This is a genomic window from Rhizobacter sp. LjRoot28 (assembly GCF_964253025.1).
Classification (GTDB): Bacteria; Pseudomonadota; Gammaproteobacteria; order Burkholderiales; family Burkholderiaceae_C; genus Rhizobacter.
The window spans coordinates 607,516-629,572 of record NZ_CAXUQC020000001.1 but is presented as its reverse complement, the minus strand read 5'-3'; the positions used below and the strand labels follow the sequence as shown (position 1 = coordinate 629,572).

25 protein-coding genes are annotated in these 22,057 nt (G+C 70.2%); 8 read left to right on the top strand and 17 right to left on the bottom strand.

Annotated elements, in window-relative coordinates; translation table 11 throughout:
• The first annotated feature begins 1 nt into the window (after position 1).
• From modA to ACSQ2F_RS03005, 3 genes are read left to right on the top strand one after another with little or no spacing between them, the layout of a single operon-like run.
• A complete protein-coding gene (gene modA / locus ACSQ2F_RS03015; protein WP_436019630.1) occupies positions 2 to 778 on the top strand; it encodes a molybdate ABC transporter substrate-binding protein in 777 nt (258 codons plus the stop codon).
• Entirely contained in the window at positions 775 to 1,452 is a 678-nt protein-coding gene (modB, locus tag ACSQ2F_RS03010; protein WP_436019628.1) for a molybdate ABC transporter permease subunit, read from the top strand. The genes modA and modB overlap by 4 nt, the downstream gene beginning before the upstream one ends.
• Positions 1,449 to 2,189, top strand: coding sequence for an ATP-binding cassette domain-containing protein (locus ACSQ2F_RS03005; RefSeq protein ID WP_436019626.1), 741 nt, complete (start codon positions 1,449 to 1,451; stop codon positions 2,187 to 2,189). The genes modB and ACSQ2F_RS03005 overlap by 4 nt, the downstream gene beginning before the upstream one ends.
• An 82-nt stretch (positions 2,190 to 2,271) precedes the next feature.
• Here the strand turns inward: ACSQ2F_RS03005 and ACSQ2F_RS03000 are convergent, their stop codons facing one another.
• Entirely contained in the window at positions 2,272 to 2,880 is a 609-nt protein-coding gene (locus ACSQ2F_RS03000; RefSeq protein ID WP_436019624.1) for a TetR/AcrR family transcriptional regulator, read from the bottom strand.
• A gap of 71 nt (positions 2,881 to 2,951) precedes the next feature.
• On the opposite strand from ACSQ2F_RS03000, the gene ACSQ2F_RS02995 reads away from it, so the two are divergent.
• On the top strand, positions 2,952 to 3,560 hold the full coding sequence (locus tag ACSQ2F_RS02995; RefSeq protein WP_436019622.1) for an NAD(P)H-dependent oxidoreductase: 609 nt from the start codon (positions 2,952 to 2,954) through the stop codon (positions 3,558 to 3,560).
• Positions 3,561 to 3,720: 160 nt separating this feature from the next.
• On the opposite strand, the gene ACSQ2F_RS02990 is transcribed toward ACSQ2F_RS02995, so the two are convergent.
• Positions 3,721 to 4,059, bottom strand: a complete 339-nt coding sequence (locus tag ACSQ2F_RS02990) for a hypothetical protein (protein ID WP_436019620.1) — start codon at positions 4,057 to 4,059, stop codon at positions 3,721 to 3,723.
• Between the two features lie 355 nt (positions 4,060 to 4,414).
• On the opposite strand from ACSQ2F_RS02990, the gene yedA reads away from it, so the two are divergent.
• Complete coding sequence (yedA, locus tag ACSQ2F_RS02985; protein WP_436019618.1) at positions 4,415 to 5,380, top strand: drug/metabolite exporter YedA; 966 nt, start codon at positions 4,415 to 4,417, stop codon at positions 5,378 to 5,380.
• Positions 5,377 to 6,156 (top strand): glycine-rich domain-containing protein, encoded by a 780-nt coding sequence (locus ACSQ2F_RS02980; RefSeq protein ID WP_436019616.1) that lies wholly within the window; start codon positions 5,377 to 5,379, stop codon positions 6,154 to 6,156. The genes yedA and ACSQ2F_RS02980 overlap by 4 nt, the downstream gene beginning before the upstream one ends.
• A 111-nt stretch (positions 6,157 to 6,267) precedes the next feature.
• Here ACSQ2F_RS02980 and ACSQ2F_RS02975 read toward each other — a convergent pair whose 3' ends face one another.
• The 6 genes from ACSQ2F_RS02975 to ACSQ2F_RS02950 all read right to left on the bottom strand — a co-directional run bounded on the left by ACSQ2F_RS02975 (position 6,268) and on the right by ACSQ2F_RS02950 (position 12,920).
• The gene (locus ACSQ2F_RS02975) at positions 6,268 to 7,383 is read right to left on the bottom strand and encodes a mechanosensitive ion channel family protein (RefSeq protein ID WP_436019614.1); all 1,116 of its coding nucleotides are present in this window, start codon (positions 7,381 to 7,383) and stop codon (positions 6,268 to 6,270) included.
• 117 nt (positions 7,384 to 7,500) lie between these two features.
• Positions 7,501 to 8,295, bottom strand: coding sequence for a ChaN family lipoprotein (locus tag ACSQ2F_RS02970; RefSeq protein WP_436019612.1), 795 nt, complete (start codon positions 8,293 to 8,295; stop codon positions 7,501 to 7,503).
• A 16-nt stretch (positions 8,296 to 8,311) separates the two neighbouring features.
• Positions 8,312 to 9,544, bottom strand: coding sequence for an SUMF1/EgtB/PvdO family nonheme iron enzyme (locus ACSQ2F_RS02965; RefSeq protein WP_436019609.1), 1,233 nt, complete (start codon positions 9,542 to 9,544; stop codon positions 8,312 to 8,314).
• 96 nt (positions 9,545 to 9,640) lie between these two features.
• The gene (locus ACSQ2F_RS02960; RefSeq protein WP_436019607.1) at positions 9,641 to 11,002 is read right to left on the bottom strand and encodes a hypothetical protein; all 1,362 of its coding nucleotides are present in this window, start codon (positions 11,000 to 11,002) and stop codon (positions 9,641 to 9,643) included.
• A complete protein-coding gene (locus tag ACSQ2F_RS02955; protein ID WP_436019605.1) occupies positions 10,999 to 11,766 on the bottom strand; it encodes a LytR/AlgR family response regulator transcription factor in 768 nt (255 codons plus the stop codon). Before ACSQ2F_RS02955 ends, ACSQ2F_RS02960 begins: the two co-directional genes overlap by 4 nt.
• A gap of 20 nt (positions 11,767 to 11,786) precedes the next feature.
• Complete coding sequence (locus ACSQ2F_RS02950; RefSeq protein WP_436019603.1) at positions 11,787 to 12,920, bottom strand: sensor histidine kinase; 1,134 nt, start codon at positions 12,918 to 12,920, stop codon at positions 11,787 to 11,789.
• Positions 12,921 to 13,074: 154 nt separating this feature from the next.
• On the opposite strand from ACSQ2F_RS02950, the gene argH reads away from it, so the two are divergent.
• Complete coding sequence (gene argH / locus ACSQ2F_RS02945; RefSeq protein ID WP_436019601.1) at positions 13,075 to 14,472, top strand: argininosuccinate lyase; 1,398 nt, start codon at positions 13,075 to 13,077, stop codon at positions 14,470 to 14,472.
• Between the two features lie 142 nt (positions 14,473 to 14,614).
• On the top strand, positions 14,615 to 15,529 hold the full coding sequence (locus ACSQ2F_RS02940; protein WP_436019599.1) for an alpha/beta hydrolase: 915 nt from the start codon (positions 14,615 to 14,617) through the stop codon (positions 15,527 to 15,529).
• A gap of 73 nt (positions 15,530 to 15,602) precedes the next feature.
• Here the strand turns inward: ACSQ2F_RS02940 and ACSQ2F_RS02935 are convergent, their stop codons facing one another.
• The 9 genes from ACSQ2F_RS02935 to ACSQ2F_RS02895 all read right to left on the bottom strand — a co-directional run bounded on the left by ACSQ2F_RS02935 (position 15,603) and on the right by ACSQ2F_RS02895 (position 22,042).
• Positions 15,603 to 16,109 carry a hypothetical protein gene (locus tag ACSQ2F_RS02935; RefSeq protein WP_436019597.1) on the bottom strand — a complete coding sequence of 169 codons (507 nt, stop codon included), beginning with the start codon at positions 16,107 to 16,109 and terminating at the stop codon, positions 15,603 to 15,605.
• 203 nt (positions 16,110 to 16,312) lie between these two features.
• The gene (gene fliR, locus ACSQ2F_RS02930) at positions 16,313 to 17,074 is read right to left on the bottom strand and encodes a flagellar biosynthetic protein FliR (protein ID WP_436019595.1); all 762 of its coding nucleotides are present in this window, start codon (positions 17,072 to 17,074) and stop codon (positions 16,313 to 16,315) included.
• Between the two features lie 17 nt (positions 17,075 to 17,091).
• Positions 17,092 to 17,361 carry a flagellar biosynthesis protein FliQ gene (gene fliQ, locus ACSQ2F_RS02925; RefSeq protein ID WP_436019593.1) on the bottom strand — a complete coding sequence of 90 codons (270 nt, stop codon included), beginning with the start codon at positions 17,359 to 17,361 and terminating at the stop codon, positions 17,092 to 17,094.
• A gap of 14 nt (positions 17,362 to 17,375) precedes the next feature.
• Entirely contained in the window at positions 17,376 to 18,134 is a 759-nt protein-coding gene (fliP, locus tag ACSQ2F_RS02920) for a flagellar type III secretion system pore protein FliP (protein WP_436026715.1), read from the bottom strand.
• A 71-nt stretch (positions 18,135 to 18,205) separates the two neighbouring features.
• Positions 18,206 to 18,553 carry a FliO/MopB family protein gene (locus tag ACSQ2F_RS02915; protein WP_436019591.1) on the bottom strand — a complete coding sequence of 116 codons (348 nt, stop codon included), beginning with the start codon at positions 18,551 to 18,553 and terminating at the stop codon, positions 18,206 to 18,208.
• A gap of 9 nt (positions 18,554 to 18,562) precedes the next feature.
• A complete protein-coding gene (gene fliN, locus ACSQ2F_RS02910) occupies positions 18,563 to 18,994 on the bottom strand; it encodes a flagellar motor switch protein FliN (RefSeq protein ID WP_436019589.1) in 432 nt (143 codons plus the stop codon).
• Positions 18,987 to 19,988: a flagellar motor switch protein FliM gene (gene fliM / locus ACSQ2F_RS02905; RefSeq protein ID WP_436019587.1), complete on the bottom strand. Its 1,002-nt coding sequence runs from the start codon at positions 19,986 to 19,988 to the stop codon at positions 18,987 to 18,989. Before fliM ends, fliN begins: the two co-directional genes overlap by 8 nt.
• Before the next feature lie 34 nt (positions 19,989 to 20,022).
• A complete protein-coding gene (locus ACSQ2F_RS02900; RefSeq protein WP_436019585.1) occupies positions 20,023 to 20,625 on the bottom strand; it encodes a flagellar basal body-associated FliL family protein in 603 nt (200 codons plus the stop codon).
• A 163-nt stretch (positions 20,626 to 20,788) separates the two neighbouring features.
• Positions 20,789 to 22,042: a flagellar hook-length control protein FliK gene (locus ACSQ2F_RS02895; protein WP_436019583.1), complete on the bottom strand. Its 1,254-nt coding sequence runs from the start codon at positions 22,040 to 22,042 to the stop codon at positions 20,789 to 20,791.
• Between the last annotated feature and the right edge of the window lie 15 nt (positions 22,043 to 22,057).

Sequence of the window (22,057 nt, the reverse complement as noted above, 5' to 3'; positions counted from 1 at the left end):
CATGTCACTTCGTCGCGCCACCATTGTCGCCTGCCTCGCCGCCAGTCTGGGGACATGCGTGGCGGCCGGCGCGCGTGCAGGCGAGCTCACCGTCTCTGCGGCCGCGAGCCTGCAGAACGCATTCCGGGAGATCGGCCGGGGGTTCGAGCAGGCACATCCCGGCACGACGTTGCGCTTCAACTTCGCCGGCTCGGGTCCCCTGCTCGCGCAGCTGCGTCAGGGCGCACCGGTGGACGTGTTCGCCAGTGCCGACCGTGACACCATGGATCGGGCCGAGGCGGCAGGCCTTGTCGCCAGCGGCACCCGCCGCGACTTCGCCAGCAACGCGCTCGTGCTCGTGGCACCGCTGCAGGCACCTGCCGGCCGCGCGGCGCCGCTCTCGCATCTGGCCGACCTGCGCGGCCCGCGCGTTCGCCGCATTGCCGTGGGCCAGCCGAAGGTGGTGCCCGCGGGTGCCTACACCCGCCGGGCGCTGGAAGCCCAGGGGTTGTGGACAGACCTGGAGCCTCGCTTCGTCTATGGCGACAACGTGCGGCAGGTGCTCAGCTATGTGAGCCGGGGCGAGGTGGATGCCGGCTTCGTGTACCGCAGCGACGCCCTCGTCGACGTCGCCCACGTGCGCATCGTGCTCACCGTGCCGACCGATCCGCCAGTGCGTTATCCGGTTGCGCGCACGGCCCGTGCGGCGGACGCGGCCACCGCCGACGCCTTCATCCGCCACCTGGCCAGCCCGGCCGCGGCGGCGGTGTTGCAGGCCCACGGCTTCGGCGCGCCATGATGGCAGCCTGGGCCGCAGCCGACTTCACCGCGCTGTGGCTCACGCTGCGCGTGGCGGGCTGGGCCACGCTGCTCGCCCTGGTGACCGGCGTGGCGTTCGGGTTCCTCACCGCACGGACCCGCTTTCCAGGCCGCGAGCTGCTCGATGCGCTTCTCACCCTGCCGCTCGTGCTGCCGCCGACCGTGCTCGGCTACTACCTCATCGTCACCTTGGGGCGCAATGCGCCCCTCGGCCGCTTCCTCGACGAACGGCTCGGCGTGCAGCTGATCTTCACCTGGCAGGGAGCGGTGATCGCCGCGGCGCTGGTGGCGTTCCCGATGGTGTTCAAGGCCGCACGCGCCGCCTTCGAGGCGGTGGACCGGCCACTGGAGCAGGCCGCTCGCGTGCTTGGCGCCAGCGAGTGGAAGGTGTTCCTGCGCGTCACCTTGCCGCTGGCCTCCCGCGGCATCGTCGCGGGCACCGCCATGGCCTTCGCACGCGCGATGGGCGAATTCGGCGCCACCTTGATGATCGCCGGCAACATCCCGGGCCAGACGCAAACCCTCTCGATGGCCATCCACGACGCGGTGCAGGCCGGCGACGACGCCAGCGCCAACGTGCTGGTCGTGCTGATCTCCGTGGTGTGCGTGCTGATCCTGCTGGCTGCGGGCCGCCTGCTGAGGCCGCGCGCATGAGCAGGCCCCTGCTGAACGTCGACGTGCAGCTGGCAGCCGAGAGCCGCGGCAGGCGTTTCGCCGTGGCGGTGCGCTTCGCCTCTGACCGTCCGCGGGTCGTCCTGTTCGGCCCCTCCGGCGTCGGCAAGAGCCTCACCTTGCAGGCGATCGCCGGCCTGGTTCGGCCGCGGGCTGGCCGCATCACGGTGGGCGACCGCGTGCTGTTCGACAGCACGGCCCGCATCGACATTCCGGCCCGCGAACGCCGCCTCGGCTACGTGTTCCAGGACTACGCGCTGTTTCCGCACCTCGACGTGGCGCAGAACATCGCCTTCGGCGAACTGGGCACCTTCCAGCGCAAGCCGTCTCCGCAAGTGCGCGAAGCGGTGAGCCGGCTCGCCGAGTCGCTGGGCATCGCTCATCTCCTGGGCAGCCGCCCGACCACCTTGTCCGGTGGCCAGCGCCAGCGTGTCGCCCTGGCCCGTGCCCTGTTGCGGCCGCCCGAGCTGCTGCTGCTGGACGAGCCTTTCGCCGCACTGGACATCGCCCTGCGCAGCCGCGTGCGGGATGAACTCGATGCACTTCGCGAGCGATTTGCCGTGCCCCTCGTGCTCATCAGCCACGACATCGAGGACGTGCGTCGTTTCGCCGACACGCTCGTGCTCCTGGGCCGCGACGGCGTTGCACAGGTCGTGCACCGCGACGAGGGCGACGTGGAGGCGTGCGCGGAACGCTTCGCGCGGGACACCATCGCCTGAGCGGGTCGCGGCCTGACGAGCCCCGACCGCGGGCCGCCCATGCGGAGGGCGGAACCTCGGAGCCGCCCGCGCCGTCGTTGCCTCAGCTCCTTCGCGCAATGCGCAGGATGGCGTCCTGGATCTCGGCCTCGGCCTCGGCGGGCTCGATCTCGCCCGCCGCAGCGGCAAACGAGACGGCCTCGGCCGTGCCGAGCATGGCCCGCATCGCCGCGAGACCCAGCGGCTGCTTGGCGAAGGGTTGCAGCGCTGCGCGGCATTTTTCGAGGAAGGCCGCCTCGTGCTGTTTCTTCAGGGCATCGAGCTCCGGAGAACCGGCCAGTGCCGCGCTCACCCCCGGCAGCTCACGGCCCATCGTCATGACGCACTGCACGTAGGCCCCGGCAATCACTTTCGCCACGGCGGCGAGGGACTTGCCCGTCGCACGCAGGGCCTCATCCATGAGCGCGTGCTGTCGGTGGTCGTACTCGGCATACAGCGCGCCGAGCAGGCCGGTGCGGCTGCCGAAATGGTCGTAGACGACGGGCTTGGTCACCCCGGCCTTTTCCGCAAGCACGCCGAGGGTAAGGGCATCGGTGCCGTGGCTGCGCACGATCGACCAGGCGACTTCCAGCAACTGCCGTTGGCGATCGGCCTTGGTCAGCCGCTTCTTCGCACCGGGCGGCACAGGGGGATCGGGGGGATGGCTTGACATTCAACCTACCAACAGTAACCTACACATCGAAACTTACTGTTGGTAGTTTACACCCCGTCGAAAGGACTTCCATGCACGCCCTCATCGTGGTCAGCCACCCTGACCCCCAATCCCTCACGCACGCCGTCGCGCAGGCCTACGCCCAGGGCGTCCGGCAGTCCGGCGACCACACCACCGAGATCGCCGACCTTGCGGCAGAGCGCTTCCAGCCGACCTTTCATCAGGGCGACCGCGCCGCCTACCTGCTCCAGGCCGCCCTGCCCGACGACGTCCCTCGCGAGCAGGCGCGCATCGACCGGGCCGACGCCCTCGTGCTGGTCTACCCGGTCTACTGGTGGTCCTTCCCCGGGCAGCTCAAGGGCTGGATCGACCGCGTGTTCTCCAACGGATGGGCCTACGACGAAACATCCGACGGCCGGCTCCTGAAGCGCCTCGGCCGCCTGTCCGTGCACCTGATCGGCATCGGCGGCGCCGACGGTGGCACCTATGCACGCCATGGCTACGACCGCGCGATGCGCACCCAGATCGACCATGGCATCTTCGGCTTCTGCGGCGCAAAGGTCGTCACCTCCGAGTTCCTCACGGACGTCAACGGCACGGCCGCGGCCTCCCATGTCGAGACCGCACGCAGACTGGGTGCCGCAACCTTTGCCAGCGCGCACGTCGCCGCGGCCGCGTGACGCCGGCCGGGGCCTGGGGCGCGACGCAAGCCGCTGCACAGCGGTCGGCCTATCGGTCGATCGCTGCGAGACTTCACGACGCCGCGCGCTGAAACGGACTGACGCCAAGCACGGCCGCCACCGGTCCGGGTGGATGGCCCGCGTCATGCCGATGGCGTCGCTAGAGCTGGTGGAGCGCCCGGTTCACATCGCTCTCCAGACTCGCTCGGCCCGGAATGTCGCAGACACCCGCTGCGAGAAGGGCCTGGCAAATGGCAGCGATCGCGTCCTGTCGGGACAGCCCGCCCGACATCAACCGAAGCATCGCCTTGCGGGTGGGGCCGTGACCCGAGGCCACCCGGGTCTCAACGGACACATGGAGCAGGATCTGGAGTTGACTCGTGCCCGACGAATCCGTTCGAGCATAGAAATTGCGCATCAGCCGAATCTGCTCCCGAGGCGGCATGGAAAGCCACGTCTGAGGGTCGGGCGCCGTCGATGAATCGTAGAACGTGCTCACGTGCGTCTGTGCTCCTCATGCGCCGTTTCACAGGGCGTGGTCTGTTCCGTTGCGCTTCCCATCGGGTCGTCCACTGCGGCGCCGTGCCCCGGCTTCGGGACCGGCGTCGCCCCAAGACGCGGGAACTCAGTTCAGAAGTGAATGGCTTGCGAACGCTGCGGTCTTGAATGAAGGTTCGAAGTTCATGGTCGGCGCAGAGACTAGCCGAGAATTTCATGGTTTGGCAACGCCGCGTGGCGACGCATGCCGGTTTCCACAATCCGCTGTCGAAGCCAGGAGACGTGCATGACCGCGTCGCTGGTGTTGGAGAATCCCGCCTTTGAACTCCGGTCCGGCGTGCCGCCGACCCGCTGCCATGTCGACGCCTCACGACACCCCTTCTCCCGCTGCCACGCTGAGCCCGCTGCTCATCCTTTGCCTGGCGGCCACCTGGCTGGTGTGGGGCTCGACCTACCTCGCGATCAAGTTCGCCTTGATCAGCTTCCCTCCCTTCTTCCAGATGGGCACGCGGTTCCTGCTGGCGGGCGTGCTGCTGTTGGCGTGGATGCGGCTGCGCGGCCGGGCGATGCCGACGGGTCGCCAGTGGCTGCATGCGACGGTGGTGGGCGGGCTGATGCTGGGCGGCGGGATGGGCGGCACGGCCTACGCTGAACAGACGGTCGGTTCGGGCTTGGTGGTTGCCTTCATTGCCGTGGTGCCGCTGATGATCGCGGCGGTGAACCTGCTGTGGCGGGTGTACCCGACGCGGCTGGAGGCCGCGGGCATTGCCGTCGGCCTGTGCGGCGTGCTGATGCTCACCCAGGGCGCGGGTTTCCAGGCGTCCCCAGCGGGGTTGGCCGCCATCGCCATCGCCTGCGCCACCTGGTCGGTGGGCAGCGTGCTGAGCCAGCGCAGCCTGCCGCTGGCCCACGGCGCCACCGGCTTTGCGAGCGAGATGATCTGCGGCGGCGTGCTCCTGCTGGCGCTCTCGGCAATCGCCGGCGAAGCACCGGCCTGGCCGCCAGCCCCGGAGGCCGCGGCCGCCTGGGCCTACCTGGTGGTGTTCGGCTCGCTCATCGCGTTCAACGCCTACATGGTGCTGCTGGCCCGAGCGCCGGCCGCGCTGGCCTCGAGCTACACCTTCGTCAACCCGGTGATCGCCATGCTGCTTGGCGTGGCCATCGCGGGCGAGCAGATCAGCGGCTTTGAATGGGCCGCGGCCGGTGTCGTGCTGGCCGGCGTGGTGCTGCTGCTTTTCGGTCTGGCCCGTCGCCCGCGCGCACCCGATTCCGCGACCTCCCCCGCGGCGGTCTCCGGTCAACCGCAGGAGGAACGCCCATGACTCCGCACGAGCCACCGCGCCGCGGCCGGCCCTGGCTGGTGTTCTGGGTCGCAGCCGGTGTCACGGCCCTGGTGGCGGCGTTGCCGCGGTTTCCGCTCGGGGCGACGCTCGCACCGGGCCTGGTCACGGTCGTGCTGGGTCTTCGCGCGTCGCGGGCGGGCCGGAACTTGCAGGTCCGGCAGCGGCAATGGCTGGAGGCTTCCCGCTGCCCGTCATCCGTTCGCAGCCGGGTCTCCACGCACTACCCGTCCTGGACCCTGCGCGATCTGAACGACGTGGAACACGGACTCAGGCAGTTCTTCATTGCCTGCCTCGAAGCGCGTGGCCAGTACGTGGCGATGCCGTCCAAGGCGGTCGATGCGATGTGGCATGAGTTCCTGCTCCACACCGCCGCCTACGCGCAGTTCTGCGATCACGCCTTCGGCAAGATGCTGCATCACCATCCGGCCGAGGCGATGCCAGAAGGATCGGCAGGCCGCGCCGCCGAAGGCCTGCGGCGCGCCTGGCGCTCGGCCTGCGCACAGGAGGGAATCAACCCACTGACGCCCTCCCGCCTGCCCTTGTTGTTCGCGCTCGACGCGCGGCTGGAGGTGCCGGGGGGCCACCGCTACGTCGCCGAGGAGCTGGCGCGGCGACGGGCCGATGGCTCAGGCCAGTGCGTCACCGGCTGCGGGGGCGGCTCGTCCAGCGGTTCCTCGAACGGCGACGGACCGGACGGGGGCACCGGGAGCGATGGTTGCGGTGGCGGCTCCTGCGGTGGCGGCGGCGGTGACTGAGCCCGGCCGCGGCCGATTGGCTCGAAGCGATGGCCTCAGGTCTTGCTCAAGACCAGGCTGTTCGCGGCCGTGATGCCGCGCGAACGAACCGAGGATCAGGTTCGGCGCGGGTCAACCGATCGGGCCGAGGTGCGGCTGGGCCGGTGATGGCGCCTGCGCCTCGGGGTTCGCGCCGCCCTCCACATCCGCCCGCAGCCGCGGCAGGCACTGCGGGTACTCGCGCTGGATGAAGTCGATGAGCGCCTCCCGCACCTCGCAGCGCAGATCCCAGGCCTGGCCGGCACTGGCCGCGCTCACGAGGCAGCGCAGCTGCATGGCGCGCTCACCGCCTTCGGTGACCTGCAGCATGGCGAGGCGGCCGTCCCAGTGGGCCGAGGCGGCACACACGGCCTTGAGCTTGTCCCGCAGCGGGTCCAGCGGCAGGCGGTAGTCCACCCACAGGAACACCGTGCCCAGAAGCTCCGACGTGTTGCGGGTCCAGTTCTGGAACGGATGCTCGATCCACCACTGCAGCGGCACGACGAGGCGGCGCTGGTCCCAGATGCGGACCACGACATAGGCGCCGGTGATCTCCTCGATGACGCCCCACTCCCCTTCGACGATGACCACGTCGTCGATACGGATGGGCTGGGTGAGGCCGATCTGCAGGCCGGCGATGAGGTTGCCGAGCACCGGCCGCGCCGCGAAGCCGGCGACGATGCCCACCAGGCCGGCGGAAGCCAGCAGGCTGGCGCCGATCTGGCGCACCGCCGGAAATGTCATCAGGGCCAGCGCCGTGCCGACGAGGACGATCAGGCCCACCACCGTCTTGGAGATGGCGCGCGTCTGCGTCTGGATGCGCCGCGCCATGAGGTTGTCGGCCACCGTCACGGGGTGCGACGCGATCACCGCCTTGGACACGCCGTTCACACAGCGCACGGCCAACCAGGTGATCACGGCAATCAGCAGCATGCCGGTCCAGTGCTGCACGCCGGGGAGCCCCGGCAGGGTGTTCGGCGCCCCCTGCCAGACGAGGTTCAGGGCCACGAGGCGCATCACCCAGTGGGCCGGTGCCCGAGCCGATTGGGTGACAGTCACCGCCATGGCCGAGTGGCGCACGGCGCGGCGCACGATGCGCTCACCGATGCGGAACACCGCTTCGGTGAGGAGCAACGCCACCACCGCGGCACCGAGTGCGATCAGCCATTGGGACAGGGCTTCGGGAATGCCGTAGGCGATGGGACTCATCAGCGAAAGGTCGGTTCAGGCGTGGAGGACCCCGAAGCATCGCCCACGGCGTGCGGGAAATCTGTAGGACGTCGTCGCGGATCGGTCAGCACGAGGCGGTTGACGGCGCCCCACTTGTCACAGCGCCTTGTCCCGGGCCGGCGGCTGAGGCCGCGAGCGACGCAATTCCTCGCAGGGGTCCGGCCCTTCGGTGAGCTCGGCACGGCGCCGCTCGTCAGCCACGAGTCCGCTCGCGGCGCTGTCGAACAAGACCACATGCACGGTCTCGGGCGCGAGCGTGCCGTCTTGCGTAAGGTGCCACGGCACGCCGCGGTCTCGTGAGGCGTGCTGCGCGCCGGTGAGCAGCAGCACCTGGCCGGGACGGCCGGCGGACTGCAACCGTTCGGTGACGGTGGCCGCCATGGCGCGGTCGCGGGCCACCTGAACGCGCAGCATGCCGGGGGTCATGGCGTCGGGCAGCGCACCGCAATGGCCTTCCCGGATGGCGGCCAGCAGGCGTTCGGACACCGGCGGCGGCACCACACCGTCGAGCGCGGCGTCCCCCATGGTGGGCCGCAGGCGCGCCGCCGGGAGGTTGCCGCCCCAGACCGGCACGCCGGCCTGCACGGCGGCCATCACCACCGGGCCGTACTGAACCCAGGGCCAACCGCGATCCTCCCAGGCCAGTGCGCGGCGGACCTCCGCCTCGCTGGCCTGCGAGGGCAGCGAGGCGGTGCTGTTGCCCCGGTCCGCCATCTCGAGCACGACGGCGAGCAGCCGTCCCTCGGCCGCCAAGGCTTGCACGGTGCGGGCGACCTGACGCTGCTGGTCGACCTGATCGTGCTGCTCACCAAAGATCACCACGCGCGCCGAGGCGGGAGGCAGGGGCGCCGAGGCGCAGGCGCTGAGCGCCAGGGCGCACGCACCGAGCACCAGGGCAGCGAGCCGCTCAGTTCGCACAGCTGCGAAAACCCGTGAAGTTGTCATCTCGTTCCGGTCTCAGGAAGTGGCGGTATTTCGCGTGGCGCATGCGTTCGCTGGTGGCGAAGGACGCGCCACGCAGGGTCTTGTGGCTGCCGAAGCCGGCCAGGGATCGCGCGGCATCCGGGCCGGCCTGGAAGCCTTCATAGGGACGGAAGGTGCTGGCCGTCCACTCCCACACCTGGCCCCAGCGGAACCCGCGGGACGCGCCCTGGTGGGCCGCCACCTCCCATTCGAGCTCGGTGGGCAGTCGACGCCCCGCCCAGCGGCACCAGGCATCGGCCTCGTACCAGTTGACGTGCATCGCGGGCTGGCCCATCGGCACGCGCAAGGTCTGGCCGAAGCGCTGCACCAGCACCCCGTGGCGCAGCTGGTCCACGTGGCGCGGCGATCGACGTCCCTCGCGGGTGACCCAGGCCCAACCGTCGGCGGTCCACCAGTGCGCCTCGTCGTAGCCGCCGTCTTCGACGAACTCGGCGTACTGGTCCCAGGTGACGACCTGGGCGTCGATCTCGAACTCGGGAAAGGGTTCGCGCTGCACCGGCCGTTCGTTGTCGAAGGCGAAGCCCTCCGGACCGCTGCCGAGGCTCCAGGTGCCGGCGGGAAAGACCAGCGGGTCACGGCGGGCGGTCGCGCTCTGCGCGGGCAACCAGGGCGCCGCCAGGCCCAGCGACTGGGACAGGGTGGCGAGCATCTCGCACCGACGGTCCTCGTGGAACAGCGCCAGGCGATAGAAGTAGAGCGCATCGTCGTCATTGCCGGCGTGCTCCAGCAGTTCGAGCGTGGTCTCGAGCGTGGCCACCATGAACTGGCGCACGGCGTCGAGCTCCGGCGTCTGCAGTTGCCAGCGCAGGTCGAACGGCACCCGGCGGGGGTCGTAGCAGGCATCGGCCTCGGGGTCGATCGAGGCAAGGCGCGCGGCGGCCGGATCCGCGCGCTCGCCCTGCTGCCGCTGCAGGTTGCGGGCGATCCAGTACTCCTGGTACCAGGCAAGGTGACCGAGCGTCCACAGAGGCGGATCGCAAGCCTGGGGCTCGGCCAGCGGCCCCGTGCCCCAGCGTGAGCGGGCCAGGGCCTCCTCGTTGGCGCTGGCCCAGCGAAGGCTGCGGTTGCGGGCGTCCATCAGGGCCAGCGACAGGAGGTCGCGGCCGGCGTGCCGCATCTGGTCGGCCGGGATGGGCGGGGCTTGGATGTCGAGCAAGTCGCGTCTCCGCGCCGCATCGGGCGGCGTGCAGCTCCCATTGTGGCAGCGCCGGGCGGCACGTCGATGACGCGGCCGGCACCCACCCTCCCCGGCTCAGGGCGTGGGAACGACGCCGGAGGCTGCGTCGGCCGCCTGGGCCTGCCGCAGGGTCGCGCGGTGCACGTCGGCCCAGTGCGCCACGCTGTGCCCCGAAGCCAGCAGCGCGGCCCGCTGCACCGCCACCTCGCCGGCACGCCCGACCTGCTGCAGGTGGCGCGCCTGGTTGCGCAGCGACTCGCACGTCATGGACACGTCGCCCACCGAAGCGGCGCCCGCTTGGCCCAGGGCCACCCGCTCGTCCTCGAGCGCCCGCACCCGTTCGGTCGGCCACCCCGAGGCGGCGCCGATCTGCACCGCCACGGCCAGTTCGAGCGGACTGCTGCCGAAGCGCCACAGGCCCTCGGCGATGGCATGGCACTGCTGCTGCCGGTTGCCGTCGCGCTGGGCGGCGGCACTGCAGGCCTGGCGCAGCGAACCGTACCAGCCGGCCGGCGCCTGCAGCTCGATGGAGAAGGTCTCCGCTGCGAGCTCCATCGCCTCCAGCGGGCCGACGGAGGCCGGGAGGCGATCGAGCAGCAAGGCGGCGAAGCGGCCGGTGCCGGCGTTCACCGTGCGGGCCTGGGAGACGCGGTACAGCGCCTCGTCGGCCGCTGCGCTGTCGCCGCGGGAGCGAGCCTGGTCCATGACACTCATCCAGGGCACGGCGTTGGCAGGGTCGAGCCGTGCCCATTGCTCGGCCGACAACATGCGGCAGGCAGACGATTCATCGCGGGCGCCCACCGTGCTGCACACGCCCCAGGCCAGGCCGTAGACCTCGGGCGAGCGGGTGGTGAGGGCAAGTCGGGCCAAGGCGTCGCGCGGGCCGCGGTTGGCGGCCAGCCGCCGGGCCAGGCCGTCCCGGGACTCGATGCGCTCCGGCTCGGCCGGGCAGCCGGGGCCGGTGCAGGCCACCACCTCGTCGGTGACGATCGCGCCGCCCATGCTGTCCAGCGCGAGGCCGAGCGCCCGGCTGGTCTCGTCCGGGCTCGCCTTCAGCGCAGCCACGACGCGCTCGCGAGCCGCCGCGACGGACACCGCCATCGACTGGATGCGTGCGGGCCCCATCCAGTCGGCCTCCTTCACGACGCCGATGCCGCAGACATCGAGGTGGCCGGCGGGCGGCGACGACGCGATGGGCAGGGGGAGCTCGGCGCGGGCCACCTGCACCGTCGGGGCAGGCAGGGAGGCGGACACCGCCCAGACCTCCGGCAGACGCACGGCCTCGGCCAAGGTCGACGAGGTGGGTGCGGGCTCGGGCACGTCGGAGGCGAGCCAGGCCAGCGCGCCCACCAGGGCCAGCACCAGGACGACACCGGCCACGGCGGCCAGGCCGACGGGACTGCGCGACTCGTCGCGCGAGGTATCCGGCGCGTTCACAGGCCGCCCTCCGTGATGGCGTCCTTGACGGCGGCCACCTGGCGGCGCGAGACGCTCAACCATTCGCCTACCGGCGCGACGCGGACCGCCCAACCCTCGGCCACATCATCGGTGCCTTCGCCCGGCATGAGCCGGCGTTCGAGCGCCTGCATGGCGCGGCGGGCCACCAGCGCGTTGCGGTGCACCCGCAGGAAGCGCGGGCCGAGGCGCTGGGCCAGGTCGGTGAGGGAGTCGTCGAGCACGTGGGTGTGGGTGGCCGTGCGCAGGGTCACGTACTTCAGCTCGGCCTTCAGGTAGAGCACCTCGGAGACCGGCACGCGGATGCGCCGCCCGAGGTCGTTGACGATGAGCATGGGCTCCTCGGCGCCCCCCGGCGCCGCAGGCGGCGGCGCGGTCGGGCGGCCGCGCTGGGCCACCCGCTGCAGGGCCGCCTGGAGGCGCTCGCGCCGCACCGGCTTGGTGAGGTAGTCGACCGCGTCGAGCTCGAAGGCCTGCAGGGCGTGCTCGGCATGGGCGGTGACGAAGACGATGGCCGGTGCATCAGCCTGGCCACGCAGCTGCCGGGCGAGGGAGACGCCATCGAGCCCCGGCATGTGGATGTCGAGCAGCACGACGTCGCAGCGCTGGCCGGCGATCCACTGCTGCGCCTCGGCGGCGTTGGCCGCCTCGCCCACCACCTCGGCCGCCGGCGTGGCGCACTCAGCCACGAGCGTGCGCAGCCGCAGCCGCGCCAACGACTCGTCATCGACGACCAACACCTTCAAGCCTGCAGACTCACCCGGACTCACAACGGCACCACCACCTGGACACGAAAGAACTGATTGTCTGAACGAATCTCGAACTGGGCCGTCACATCGTGCATCAGCTTCAGGCGCTCGCGCACGTTCTGCAGGGCCATGCCGTTGCCCGGGCGGGACGGCCGGCCGGGCATGGTGTTGACGATGGTGATGACGGCGTGAGCGCGCTTGACGCGAGTGCGCACGCGGATCTGGCCGCCCTCGGCGGCCGGCTCGATGCCGTGACGAACCGCGTTTTCCACGAGCGGCTGCAGCAGCAAGGGCGGCACGCGGGCCTGCGCGGCGTCCTCGTCGAGCTCCCAGGTCACTTTCAATCTGTCACCAAATCGCACCTGTTCGATGGCCAGGTAGCGTTGCGCCAAGGCCACTTCGTCGCCCAGGGTGACGGCCTGGCCGCTGTCGTTGAGGGCCACGCGGAACAGCTCCGCCAGGTCTTCGAGCAGGCTTTCGGTGCGGGCGGGATCCAGCCGGGCCAGCGCGATGGCGGTGTTGAGGGTATTGAACAGGAAGTGCGGCCGGATGCGCGACTGCAGCTCAGCCAGGCGCGCGGTGGCGTCGGCCGGCAAACGCGCGCGGGCGCGCAACGTCAGCCAGTAGAACACCGCGGTGGCCAGGGCCACGCCGGCCGCTGCGGGCGGCGCCCAGGGCCGGGGCTCGAGCAGCCCGAGCGGCCCGATCGCCTGCAGCAGATGGCCGGCCAAGCCGCTCACCGCCCCCAGCGCCAGCGCGGCGATCCACTGCCCTGCCACCGGCAGGTAGGCGAGCGGGCGCTTGAGGAGGCAGGCGACCACCAGCCACAGCAATGTGGCCGGCAGCGCCACGCTCGTGCCGGAGGCGAGCAGCCCGAGCCACGATTCGGTGTCGGCGGCCGCGAACATCGTGCCCACCGCCACCGTGGCGTGCACGAACAGGATGGCACGCAACACCACGCCCACATGACAGACGTCGAACGCCGAGTTGGCGCCCGGATCGGGTGCCAGGGCCGACGCGCCCGGGCCGAAGCTCGTGGTGTTGAAGAGGCTGCTGTGCCGAAGGTCGCCGGGCCGCGTGCTGTCGCCCCAGGCGGAGCCGGCCTCGCGGCGGGCGGAGCGGTGGGAAACGGGCGGCGGGGGTGAGGCCATGGGGCGCGGGCGGCAGGGCCGCTGGGGTCGGGCGGAACAGTCGGAAGAATAGAATCCTGGCTTCCGCCCGGACCTTGGCGAATTGTCGCCAACTCGCGTCGCGGGGCAATCCCTTCTTCCCCGACGCGCCCCGCGCGTGCGCACCCTGCCTGCCATGTCCTCGAACCAACTCGACAAGAAATCCCAAGCCTGGTCCGCGCTCTTCTCCGAGCCGATGAGCGAGCTGGTCAAGCGCTACACCGCCAGCGTCTTCTTCGACAAGCGCCTGTGGAAGGCGGACATCGCCGGCAGCCTGGCGCACGCCGAGATGCTGCAGGCCCAAGGAATCATCGGCGAAGCCGACCTTGCCGACATCCGCCGCGGCATGGCGCTGATCACGGCCGACATCGAGTCGGACGCGTTCGAGTGGAAGCTCGACCTGGAAGACGTGCACCTGAACATCGAGGCGCGCCTCACCCAGCTGGTGGGCAACGCCGGCAAGCGCCTGCACACCGGCCGCTCGCGAAACGACCAGGTCGCCACCGACGTGCGCCTCTGGCTGCGCGACGAGATCGACACCCTGCTGCCCCTGCTGGCCGACATGCAGAAGGCCCTGGTGGACGTGGCCGAGCGCAACGTCGACACCATCCTGCCCGGCTTCACCCACATGCAGGTGGCGCAGCCCGTGAGCTTCGCCCACCACCTGCTCGCGTATGTGGAGATGTTCGCCCGCGATGCCGAGCGGCTGCAGGACGTGCGCCGCCGCGTGAACCGCCTGCCCCTGGGCGCCGCGGCTTTGGCCGGCACCAGCTACCCGCTCGACCGCGAGCGCGTCGCCCGCACCCTCGGCTTCGATGGCGTGTGCCAGAACAGCCTGGACGCCGTGAGCGACCGCGACTTCGCGATGGAGTTCGCCGCCTTCGCCTCGATCACCATGGTGCACGTGTCGCGCCTGGCCGAGGAGATCGTGCTGTGGATGAGCCAGAACTTCAGCTTCATCGACCTGGCCGACCGCTACTGCACCGGCAGCTCGATCATGCCGCAGAAGCGCAACCCGGACGTGGCCGAACTCGCCCGCGGCAAGAGCGGCCGCGTGGTCGGCCATTTGATGGGCCTCATCACCTTGATGAAGGGCCAGCCGCTGACCTACAACAAGGACAACCAGGAAGACAAGGAGCCGCTGTTCGACACCGTCGACACGGTGCGCGACACCCTGCGCATCATGGCCGAGATGGTGGGCGGCATCACCGTCAAGACCGAAGCGATGGAGCGCGCCGCCCTCAAGGGCTACGCCACCGCGACCGACCTGGCCGACTACCTCGTGAAGAAGGGCCTGCCCTTCCGCGACGCCCACGAGGTGGTGGCGCACGCGGTGAAGCAGGCCATCGCCTCCGGCGTCGACCTGTCCGAACTGCCCCTGGCCACCCTGCAGGGCTTCCACGCCTCCATCACCGACGACGTGTTCGAGGTGCTGACCCTGCGCGGCTCGCTGAACGCCCGCAACGTGCTGGGCGGCACGGCGCCGGCGCAGGTGCGGCAGCAGATCGAGCGGCATCGAACCCGGCTGGCCTGACGCGCCGCGGGCCGCATCGTTGGCCCGGCGGCACGTCCGCTGAACGCACCGTGAACGACGGGCCGCCAAGCGGTGGCCACTGAACCCATCTCGGCCTTTTGTCCTGCATCCGGCAAGGTCGGCAGCGCGTATGGTGCCAGCCATGAAGCCGCCCCGACTCCTTCGCATTGCCGTCCCGATGCTCCTGCTGGCCGGCGTGCTGGCCGCTTGTGCGCCCGTGCAGACGCTCAACGCGCTGACGCCGCGCAGCACCTTCGAGCTCACCGCCAACGTGCCCTACGGCACACACCCGCGCCAGCAGCTGGACGTCTACCGCCCGACGGCCACGGCGCCCGCCGGCGGCTGGCCGGTGGCGGTCTTCTTCTACGGTGGCACCTGGAATGGTGGTGACCGGGCCGACTACCGCTTCGTCGGCGAGGCACTCGCCTCGCGCGGCATCCTGACGCTGGTGGCGGACTACCGCGTGTATCCGGAGGTGCGCTACCCCTCCTTCGTCGAGGACAGCGCCGCCGCGGTGGCCTACGGCCTGCAGCAGGCGACGGCCCTGGGCGGCAACCCGCGGCGGGTGTTCGTCGTGGGGCACAGTGCAGGGGCCTACAACGCCGCCATGGTCGCGCTCGACCCGCGATGGCTGAAGGCCGCCGGCACCACGCCACGCGCCCTCGCCGGCTGGGTGGGCCTGGCCGGCCCCTACGACTTCTATCCCATCGAGAACCCGGACGCGAAGCCCGTGTTCTTCCATCCCGACTACCCGCCGAAGTCGCAGCCGTTCGAGTTCGTCTCGGCCGACGCCCCGCGCACCTTTCTCGGCGCCGCCAGGAAGGACAAGCTGGTCGATCCCCAGCGCAACGCGGTGGCGCTGGGCAATCGCCTGAAGGACGCAGGGGTGCCGGTGCAGGTCAAGCTCTACCGTCACGTGGGCCACGTCACGCTGGCCGCCTCGATGGCTGCGCCGCTGCGCTGGCTGGCGCCGGTGCTGGACGACGTGGCGCTGTTCATCGACACCGGGCGCCCGGTGCCGCGGCAGATGCCGGAAGCGGCAAGCGCCGCCCCGTGAGCCGGTTGAGGCCGCCTGCCCGCCAGGGTCACTGACCTCGCAGGAGGGCAGCGCCGCCGGGGAAGTCGTGGGTTTACGCCGCCAGGTAGGCCGTCACCTTCGGGTCGTTCAGCAGCTTCATGACCGCTTCGGCGATGCAGCCGTTCAGGTCCTGGTACAGGTTGCCACTGCCGTGGGTGACGGTCTTCTCGATGGTTTCGCCACCCAGGGTGGCCGTGAACCTGATCTCGCTCTTCCAGAAGAAGGCGATGTAGCGGCTCTGCAGGTACGTCACCTTGATGTCGATGTTCTTCTGCTTGCCCGAGGCCGACACCTTGCCGCTCTTCGCAATTTCCTTCTTCGTCTGCTCGACCATCAGCTGCGTGATGTCCTTGTAGTTGGACGCGAGCTGGGTGCCGCCGTAGGAATAGACGATGGCCTGGTCGGTCGAGGGCTGGGCGTTGCCGACCTTGACGTCACCATTGACGGTCAACGTCGGGATGAGGCCGTCGCGCAGCGGGTATTCCTGCGGCACATAGGGTTTGGTACCGCATGCCGTCAATGCGGCGGAAGCAAGCAGGATCGCGAAGAGTTTGCGCATCAGATTTTCCGGTAGTGGGTCGACGCCCTGCGCGCCGGAGAGACAGCATGGCCGCAGGACAGCACTTGCGCGCCCGCCTGGGCCAGGAAGTCCTGGGTCCCCTGCTCGGCGGCGTCAAGTCGGCGCGCAGCATACAGCGTCTCGCGGATCGACCCGGAAGCGGCCGCGCGGACGGCATGGCGCAGGCTCTGCGCCCTACCGGATCACTGGAACCGCGCCAGCATCTGCTCGAGCGCCATGGTGAACGGCGCCTGCATCATGGGCAGGGTCAGCAGCACGCCGATCAAGCCCACCGACAAGGTGATGGGAAAGCCGATGGCGAAGATGTTCATCTGCTGGGACACGCGCGAGATGACGCCGAGCACGAGGTTCACGAAGAGCAGCATCGTCACCATGGGCAGCGCGATCCACAGCCCCAGCTTGAAGATCTCCGCGCCCCACAGGTGCGGCTGCATCTGGCGCAGGAACTCGAACGGCTCGGGGCCGACGGGGAAGGCGACGAAGCTCTGGGTGAGCGCGGCGATCATCAGCAGGTGGCCGTTGATGATGATGAAGAGCAGCACCACGACCGTGCCGTAGAAGCGGCTGACGGCGGTGGTCTGGCCCATGGTGGCCGGGTCGAAGAAGCCGGCGAAGTTGAGGCCCATCTGCAGGCCGACCAGCTCGCCGGCGAACTCGATGGCGGCGAACACGATGCGCGCGGCGAAGCCGAGCGACAGGCCGATCAGCACCTGCTGCACGACCATGAGCACGGCCACGGGCGAGTCGAGGGCGACCACCGGCATGGCCGGCAGCGACGCCTGGGCACAGACCGTGATGAGGAAGGCCAGCACCACCTTCACGCGCACCGGCACGCTGCGCTGCGACAGCACGGGAGCCGAGGTGAACATGGCCAGCACGCGCAGGAACGGCCACAGGAGCGGCGTGAGCCACTCCATCACCTGGGCTTCGGTGAAGGTGAGCATCGACCAGCGCCCGGGGGTCAGCCGACGGCGGTCGGGATGGCCTGCAGCATGCGCTGCAGGTACTCCACCAACGTCGTCAGCATCCAGGGGCCGGCGAAGCCGAGCACCGCCACGGCGGCGATCATCTTCGGCACGAACGACAGGGTGGCCTCGTGGATCTGCGTTGCAGCCTGGAAGATGCTCACCAGCAGGCCGACGCCGAGCACGACGAGCAGCACGGGTGCGGCCACCATGAGCAGGAGGTACAGGCCCTGCTGGCCGAAGGTGAAGACTTGTTGGGCGTCCATGGCGGGCGTTCCGGTCAGGTGGCGAAGCTGGCGGCGAGCGAACCCAGCAGCAGGTTCCAGCCGTCGGCCAGCACGAAGAGCATCAGCTTGAAGGGCAGCGCCACGAGCACCGGGCTCAGCATCATCATGCCCAGGCTCATGAGCACGCTCGCCACGATCATGTCGATGACGAGGAACGGGATGAAGATCAGGAAGCCGATCTGGAACGCGCTCTTGAGCTCGCTGGTGACGAAGGCCGGCACCAGCACCTTGAAGGGCACGTTCTCGGCCTTCACCGCCGGGTCGACCTTGGCCAGACGAGCGAACAGCATCAGGTCGGCCTGGCGGGTCTGCTTCAACATGAAGGCGCGCATCGGCACCTCGCCGCGCTTGAGCGCTTCATCGAACTGGATGCGGTTCTCGGCGTAGGGCTGGTAGGCCTCGGTGTAGACCTTGTCGATGGTCGGGCTCATCACGAAGAACGTGAGGAAGAGGCTCAGGCCGATGATCACCTGGTTGGGCGGCGCCGACTGCGTGCCCATGGCCTGGCGCAGCAGGCCGAGCACGATGACGATGCGGGTGAAACCCGTCATCAGCAGCAGCACGGCCGGCAGGAAGCTCAGCGCCGTGAAGAACAGCAGCGTCTGGATGGGCACCGAGTAGCTGGTGCCGCCGGCGCCCTGCCCGATCACGAGCGGCAGGCCGGGCCCGGGCGCGGTGGCCTGGGCTAAAGCGGCCACGGGAACGGCCGATAACACCGTCAAGGCCAGGAGCGCGGCGCGATGGCGGCGCAGGGCCGAGAAAAAGGCCGCCGGAGCGGCCGGGCGCGAAGCCACGGTCAGCGTGGCGGGTGACGAAACAGCAGTCACTTCGGGGTTCCTTGTTCGCCGCGCAGGCGCGACAGCATCTGTGCGAACGGGGGGATGGCCGGGCCGGTCGGAGGCAGCGCCTCGGCGCCCGGTTCCATCGTGTAGAGCGTGGTGATCTGTTGCGGGGTGACGCCCAGCACCAGCCATTTGCGCTGGTCGCCCTGCCCCACTTCCACCGTGACGAGGCGCTGGTTCTGCGACAAGGGCAGCGCTGCGACGGCGCGCATCGTGCCGTTGGCCGCGCCGCCGCCGATCGGCGTGCGCTTGAGAAGCCACAGGGCGATCGGGATCATCGCGATGACCGCGATGAAGCCAAGCAGTGAAGAGAATCCGGATGACGGCATGGCGCGTCCTCAGGCCGAGCGGCTCAGGCGGCGCATGCGCTCGCTGGGCGTGACGATGTCGGTGAGGCGGATGCCGAACTTGTCGTTCACCACCACCACCTCGCCCTGGGCGATGAGGTAGCCGTTGACCAGCACGTCCATCGGCTCGCCGGCCAGCGCGTCGAGTTCCACGACCGAGCCCTGCGCCAGCTGCAGGATGTGCTTGATCGGGATCCGCGTCCGGCCCAACTCCACGGTGAGCTGCACCGGGATGTCGAGGATCATGTTGATGTCGTTCGTCGCGCCCGCACCGGCGCCGGCGGCGAAATCGGTGAAGGCGGCGGGCGTGGCCTGGGCCGCGGCGCTCTGCACCTCGGAGGCGACCTCCGGCTTGGCTTCGGCGAGGGCCGCAGCCCATTCGGCGGCCATGTCGTCTTCAGGCGAATTGGTGCTGTCAGTCATTCTGTTCTCCGAGCCAGCCCATACCCGAGCTGGACAACATGCGATCGACCTTCAAGGCGTACTTGCCGTTGGAGGTTCCATAGTGGCAATCGAAAATCGGCACGCCCACCACCTTGGCCTGGATGCCGGCGCTCAGGTCGAGCTCGATGAAATCCCCGGGCTTGAACGCAAGGAGCTGCTCGACCGTGGCCGGCGCGTGGGCCAGCTCGGCCACCACCTCGACGGTGGCCGCCTGGATCTGCTGCTTCATCAGGTTCACCCAACGGCGGTCCGGCTCGTTGCTGTCGCCCTGGATCGTCGAATACAGCACGTCCCGGATCGGCTCCAGCGTCGAGTAGGGAATGCAGAAGTGGATGGTGCCGGTGGTGTCGCCGATCTCGAGCGTGAAGCTCGTGGCGACGACGATCTCGCTCGGCGTCGCGATGTTCGCGAACTGCGGCTGCATCTCCGAGCGCTGGTAGTCGAGCTCCAGCGGGTAGATGCCGGCCCAGGCCTTCTTGTATTCCTCGGTCACGACCTCCACGAGGCGCGTGATGATGCGCTGCTCGGTGGGCGAGAAGTCACGGCCCTCGATGCGCGTGTGGAACTTGCCGGCGCCGCCGAACAGGGCGTCGATCACGGCGAACACGAGCGTCGGGTCGCACACGATGAGGCCGCTGCCGCGCAGCGGGCGCACCGAGACGATGTTGAAGTTCGTCGGCACGACGATCTCGCGCAGGAAGGCGCTGTACTTCTGCACCTTGATGCCGCCGATGGAGATCTCCGGGCTCTTGCGGATGAAGTTGAACAGCCCGATGCGGATGTTGCGCGCGAACCGCTCGTTGATGATCTCCATCGTCGGCATGCGGCCGCGGACGATGCGCTCCTGGCTGGCGATGTCGTAGTTGCGGATGCCACCGGACTCGACCTCTTCCTGCTCGAGCTTCTGGCTTTCGCCGGTGATGCCCTGCAACAGCGCATCGACTTCGTCTTGCGAGAGGATCTGCTGGTTCATGGGGTGGCCTGCTCGGAACGTTGCACGCGCCGAATCACTGGACGATGAAGTTCGAGAAGTGCACGTGCGTCACCGGGTTGTGCACGGCCTTGCGCTTCTTCTTGCGGCGCGACGAGGCCGGGGCTTCGTCCTCGACTTCGGTCTCCACCTCGATGCCCAGCGGCAACACCGCCTCGCGCAGGATCTCCTTCTGCAGGGCGATCTTTCCCTCCTGCGACAGCAGCTCGGCCGAGGTCTTGTGCGCCAGCACCATGAGGATGCCGTTGCGGATGGCCGGCATGTAGGCTTTGAGTTCGTCGGCGAACGTCGGGTCGTCGACTTCCAGCGTGATGCCGACCTGGGCGAAACGGTCCGACTCCTTGTCGGCGAGGTTCACGACGAAGGGTTCGAGCGGGACGAAGGTCGGGGCGGTCTTGGGGTCGTGCTTGCGGGCGCTGGGGGCAGGCGCCGCCTCGCCGTCGGCTTCCTCTTCCTCGTCCAGGGCGGCTGCGGCTGCGGCGGCGGCGGCGCGCTGCTTCATCATGTAAGCGGCCGCGCCACCTCCCACCAGGACCAGCGCCAGCACGGCGCCGATGATGACGATCAGCTTCTTGTTGCCCTTTTTCGGGGCCACGGCAGTGGCGCTCGCGCTCGACATGAAATCTCCTTCAGGCGCACGCCCGATGGGTGCGCATGAGGGAAATTATCGAAAGCGGGGGCCTGTGGCGATGGCCGGAAAAGCGGGGTGAAAGCCCGTCATCCGGCGTTCGCGGACCATCGGTGTCGCCACGGTTGGCCGCCTGGCGACAGCCGCGGCCCGTTCAGGCGTAGAGGTCGATGCCGCCCGCCCGGACCATCCGGGCCGGGGCCGGTCGCAAGTCGCCGGACTCCGCGGCGTCCGCGCTGGCGGTGCTGCGGCGCCCGTCGGGGCCGGCCGAATCCTCGCGCCCGCGGGGCGATTGCTGGGCCTGGCTGTGGACGCCGCCGCCCGAGAGAGTGAAGCCCGCTTCGCGCAAGGCTGCCGCCAGCTCGGGCAGGCCGCTCTCGATCAGTTGCCGGGTGGCGGCCGAATCGGCACCGAAGTCCACCTTGGCCTGGTCGCCGTCCAGCGCGATCTGCACCGAGATGGGCCCCATGTCGGCGGGGTTCAGGTGCAGCTCGGCCTGCTGGATGCCGTCCCGTGCCAGCACGCTCAGCTGGGCGCCCAGCGCTTGCTTGAACTCGGGCGCGTCGGCCGGCGTGGGCAGGTGGACGACAGCCGGCGCCGGTGCGTCGGCCGGACGCTCGGCCGGCGCGGGTGTGGACGACAGCGCTTGTGCGGCACTGGCCAGGTCGACCCGGGGCGCTTCGGCAGGTGTCGGCCGTTGCGGCGTGAGTGCGGCCACCACCTGCTCGAGCGCGCCCTGGGCGGCGGCCGGTTGCTCGGCCGCCTGGCGTGCCAGCTCGGCCGGGGCCGGTTCGTCGCCGGCCCGGGCATGGCCCGAGGTTGCCTGGGGTGCCTGGCGCTGGCGCTCGGCGGTTTCGGCCGGCTCGAGCCCCCGCTGTGGGCCCCGACGTACAGCGGTACGGCCGGAGGCCTCGGTCGCGGGATCGGACGGTTCGCTTGCCGCGTCGACAGCCGAGCGGCCGGAAGCAGCCGCGGCGGGGACGGGTGTCGTCGGAAGGTTCAGTGCCGCAAGCCAGTCCATTCCCGCGGCGCTGGGTTCGGTCTCCGCCTCGTCCGCCACGGCGCCCGGGCGAACCGATTCGGTGGCCGCCTCGGTGCGGTCGCTGACGGCATCGGTGCGCGGACGCTCGCCGCCGGCTTCGGCGGGCCGGGCCTGGCGGGCCGCGCGCAGCTGCCGGGCGCGGGCCTCGTCGGCCGCCCGCTGGGACTGGGCCGTGCGTTCGGGCGCATCGGCGGCCGCGTCGGGCGTCTCGGGCGGCGAAGCGGTCTCGGCCGGCGCCTGCTGCGACTGGCGATGCGCGTCCAGCATGCGGGCAAAGTGGCCGCTGCGGGCAGGTCCGGAGGGCGAGGCCTGCAACGGCCCGGGAAGAACGGGGCCGGTAAGGAGGTTGGAAACTGCGGCGGTCATCGCGTGATCTGGTGA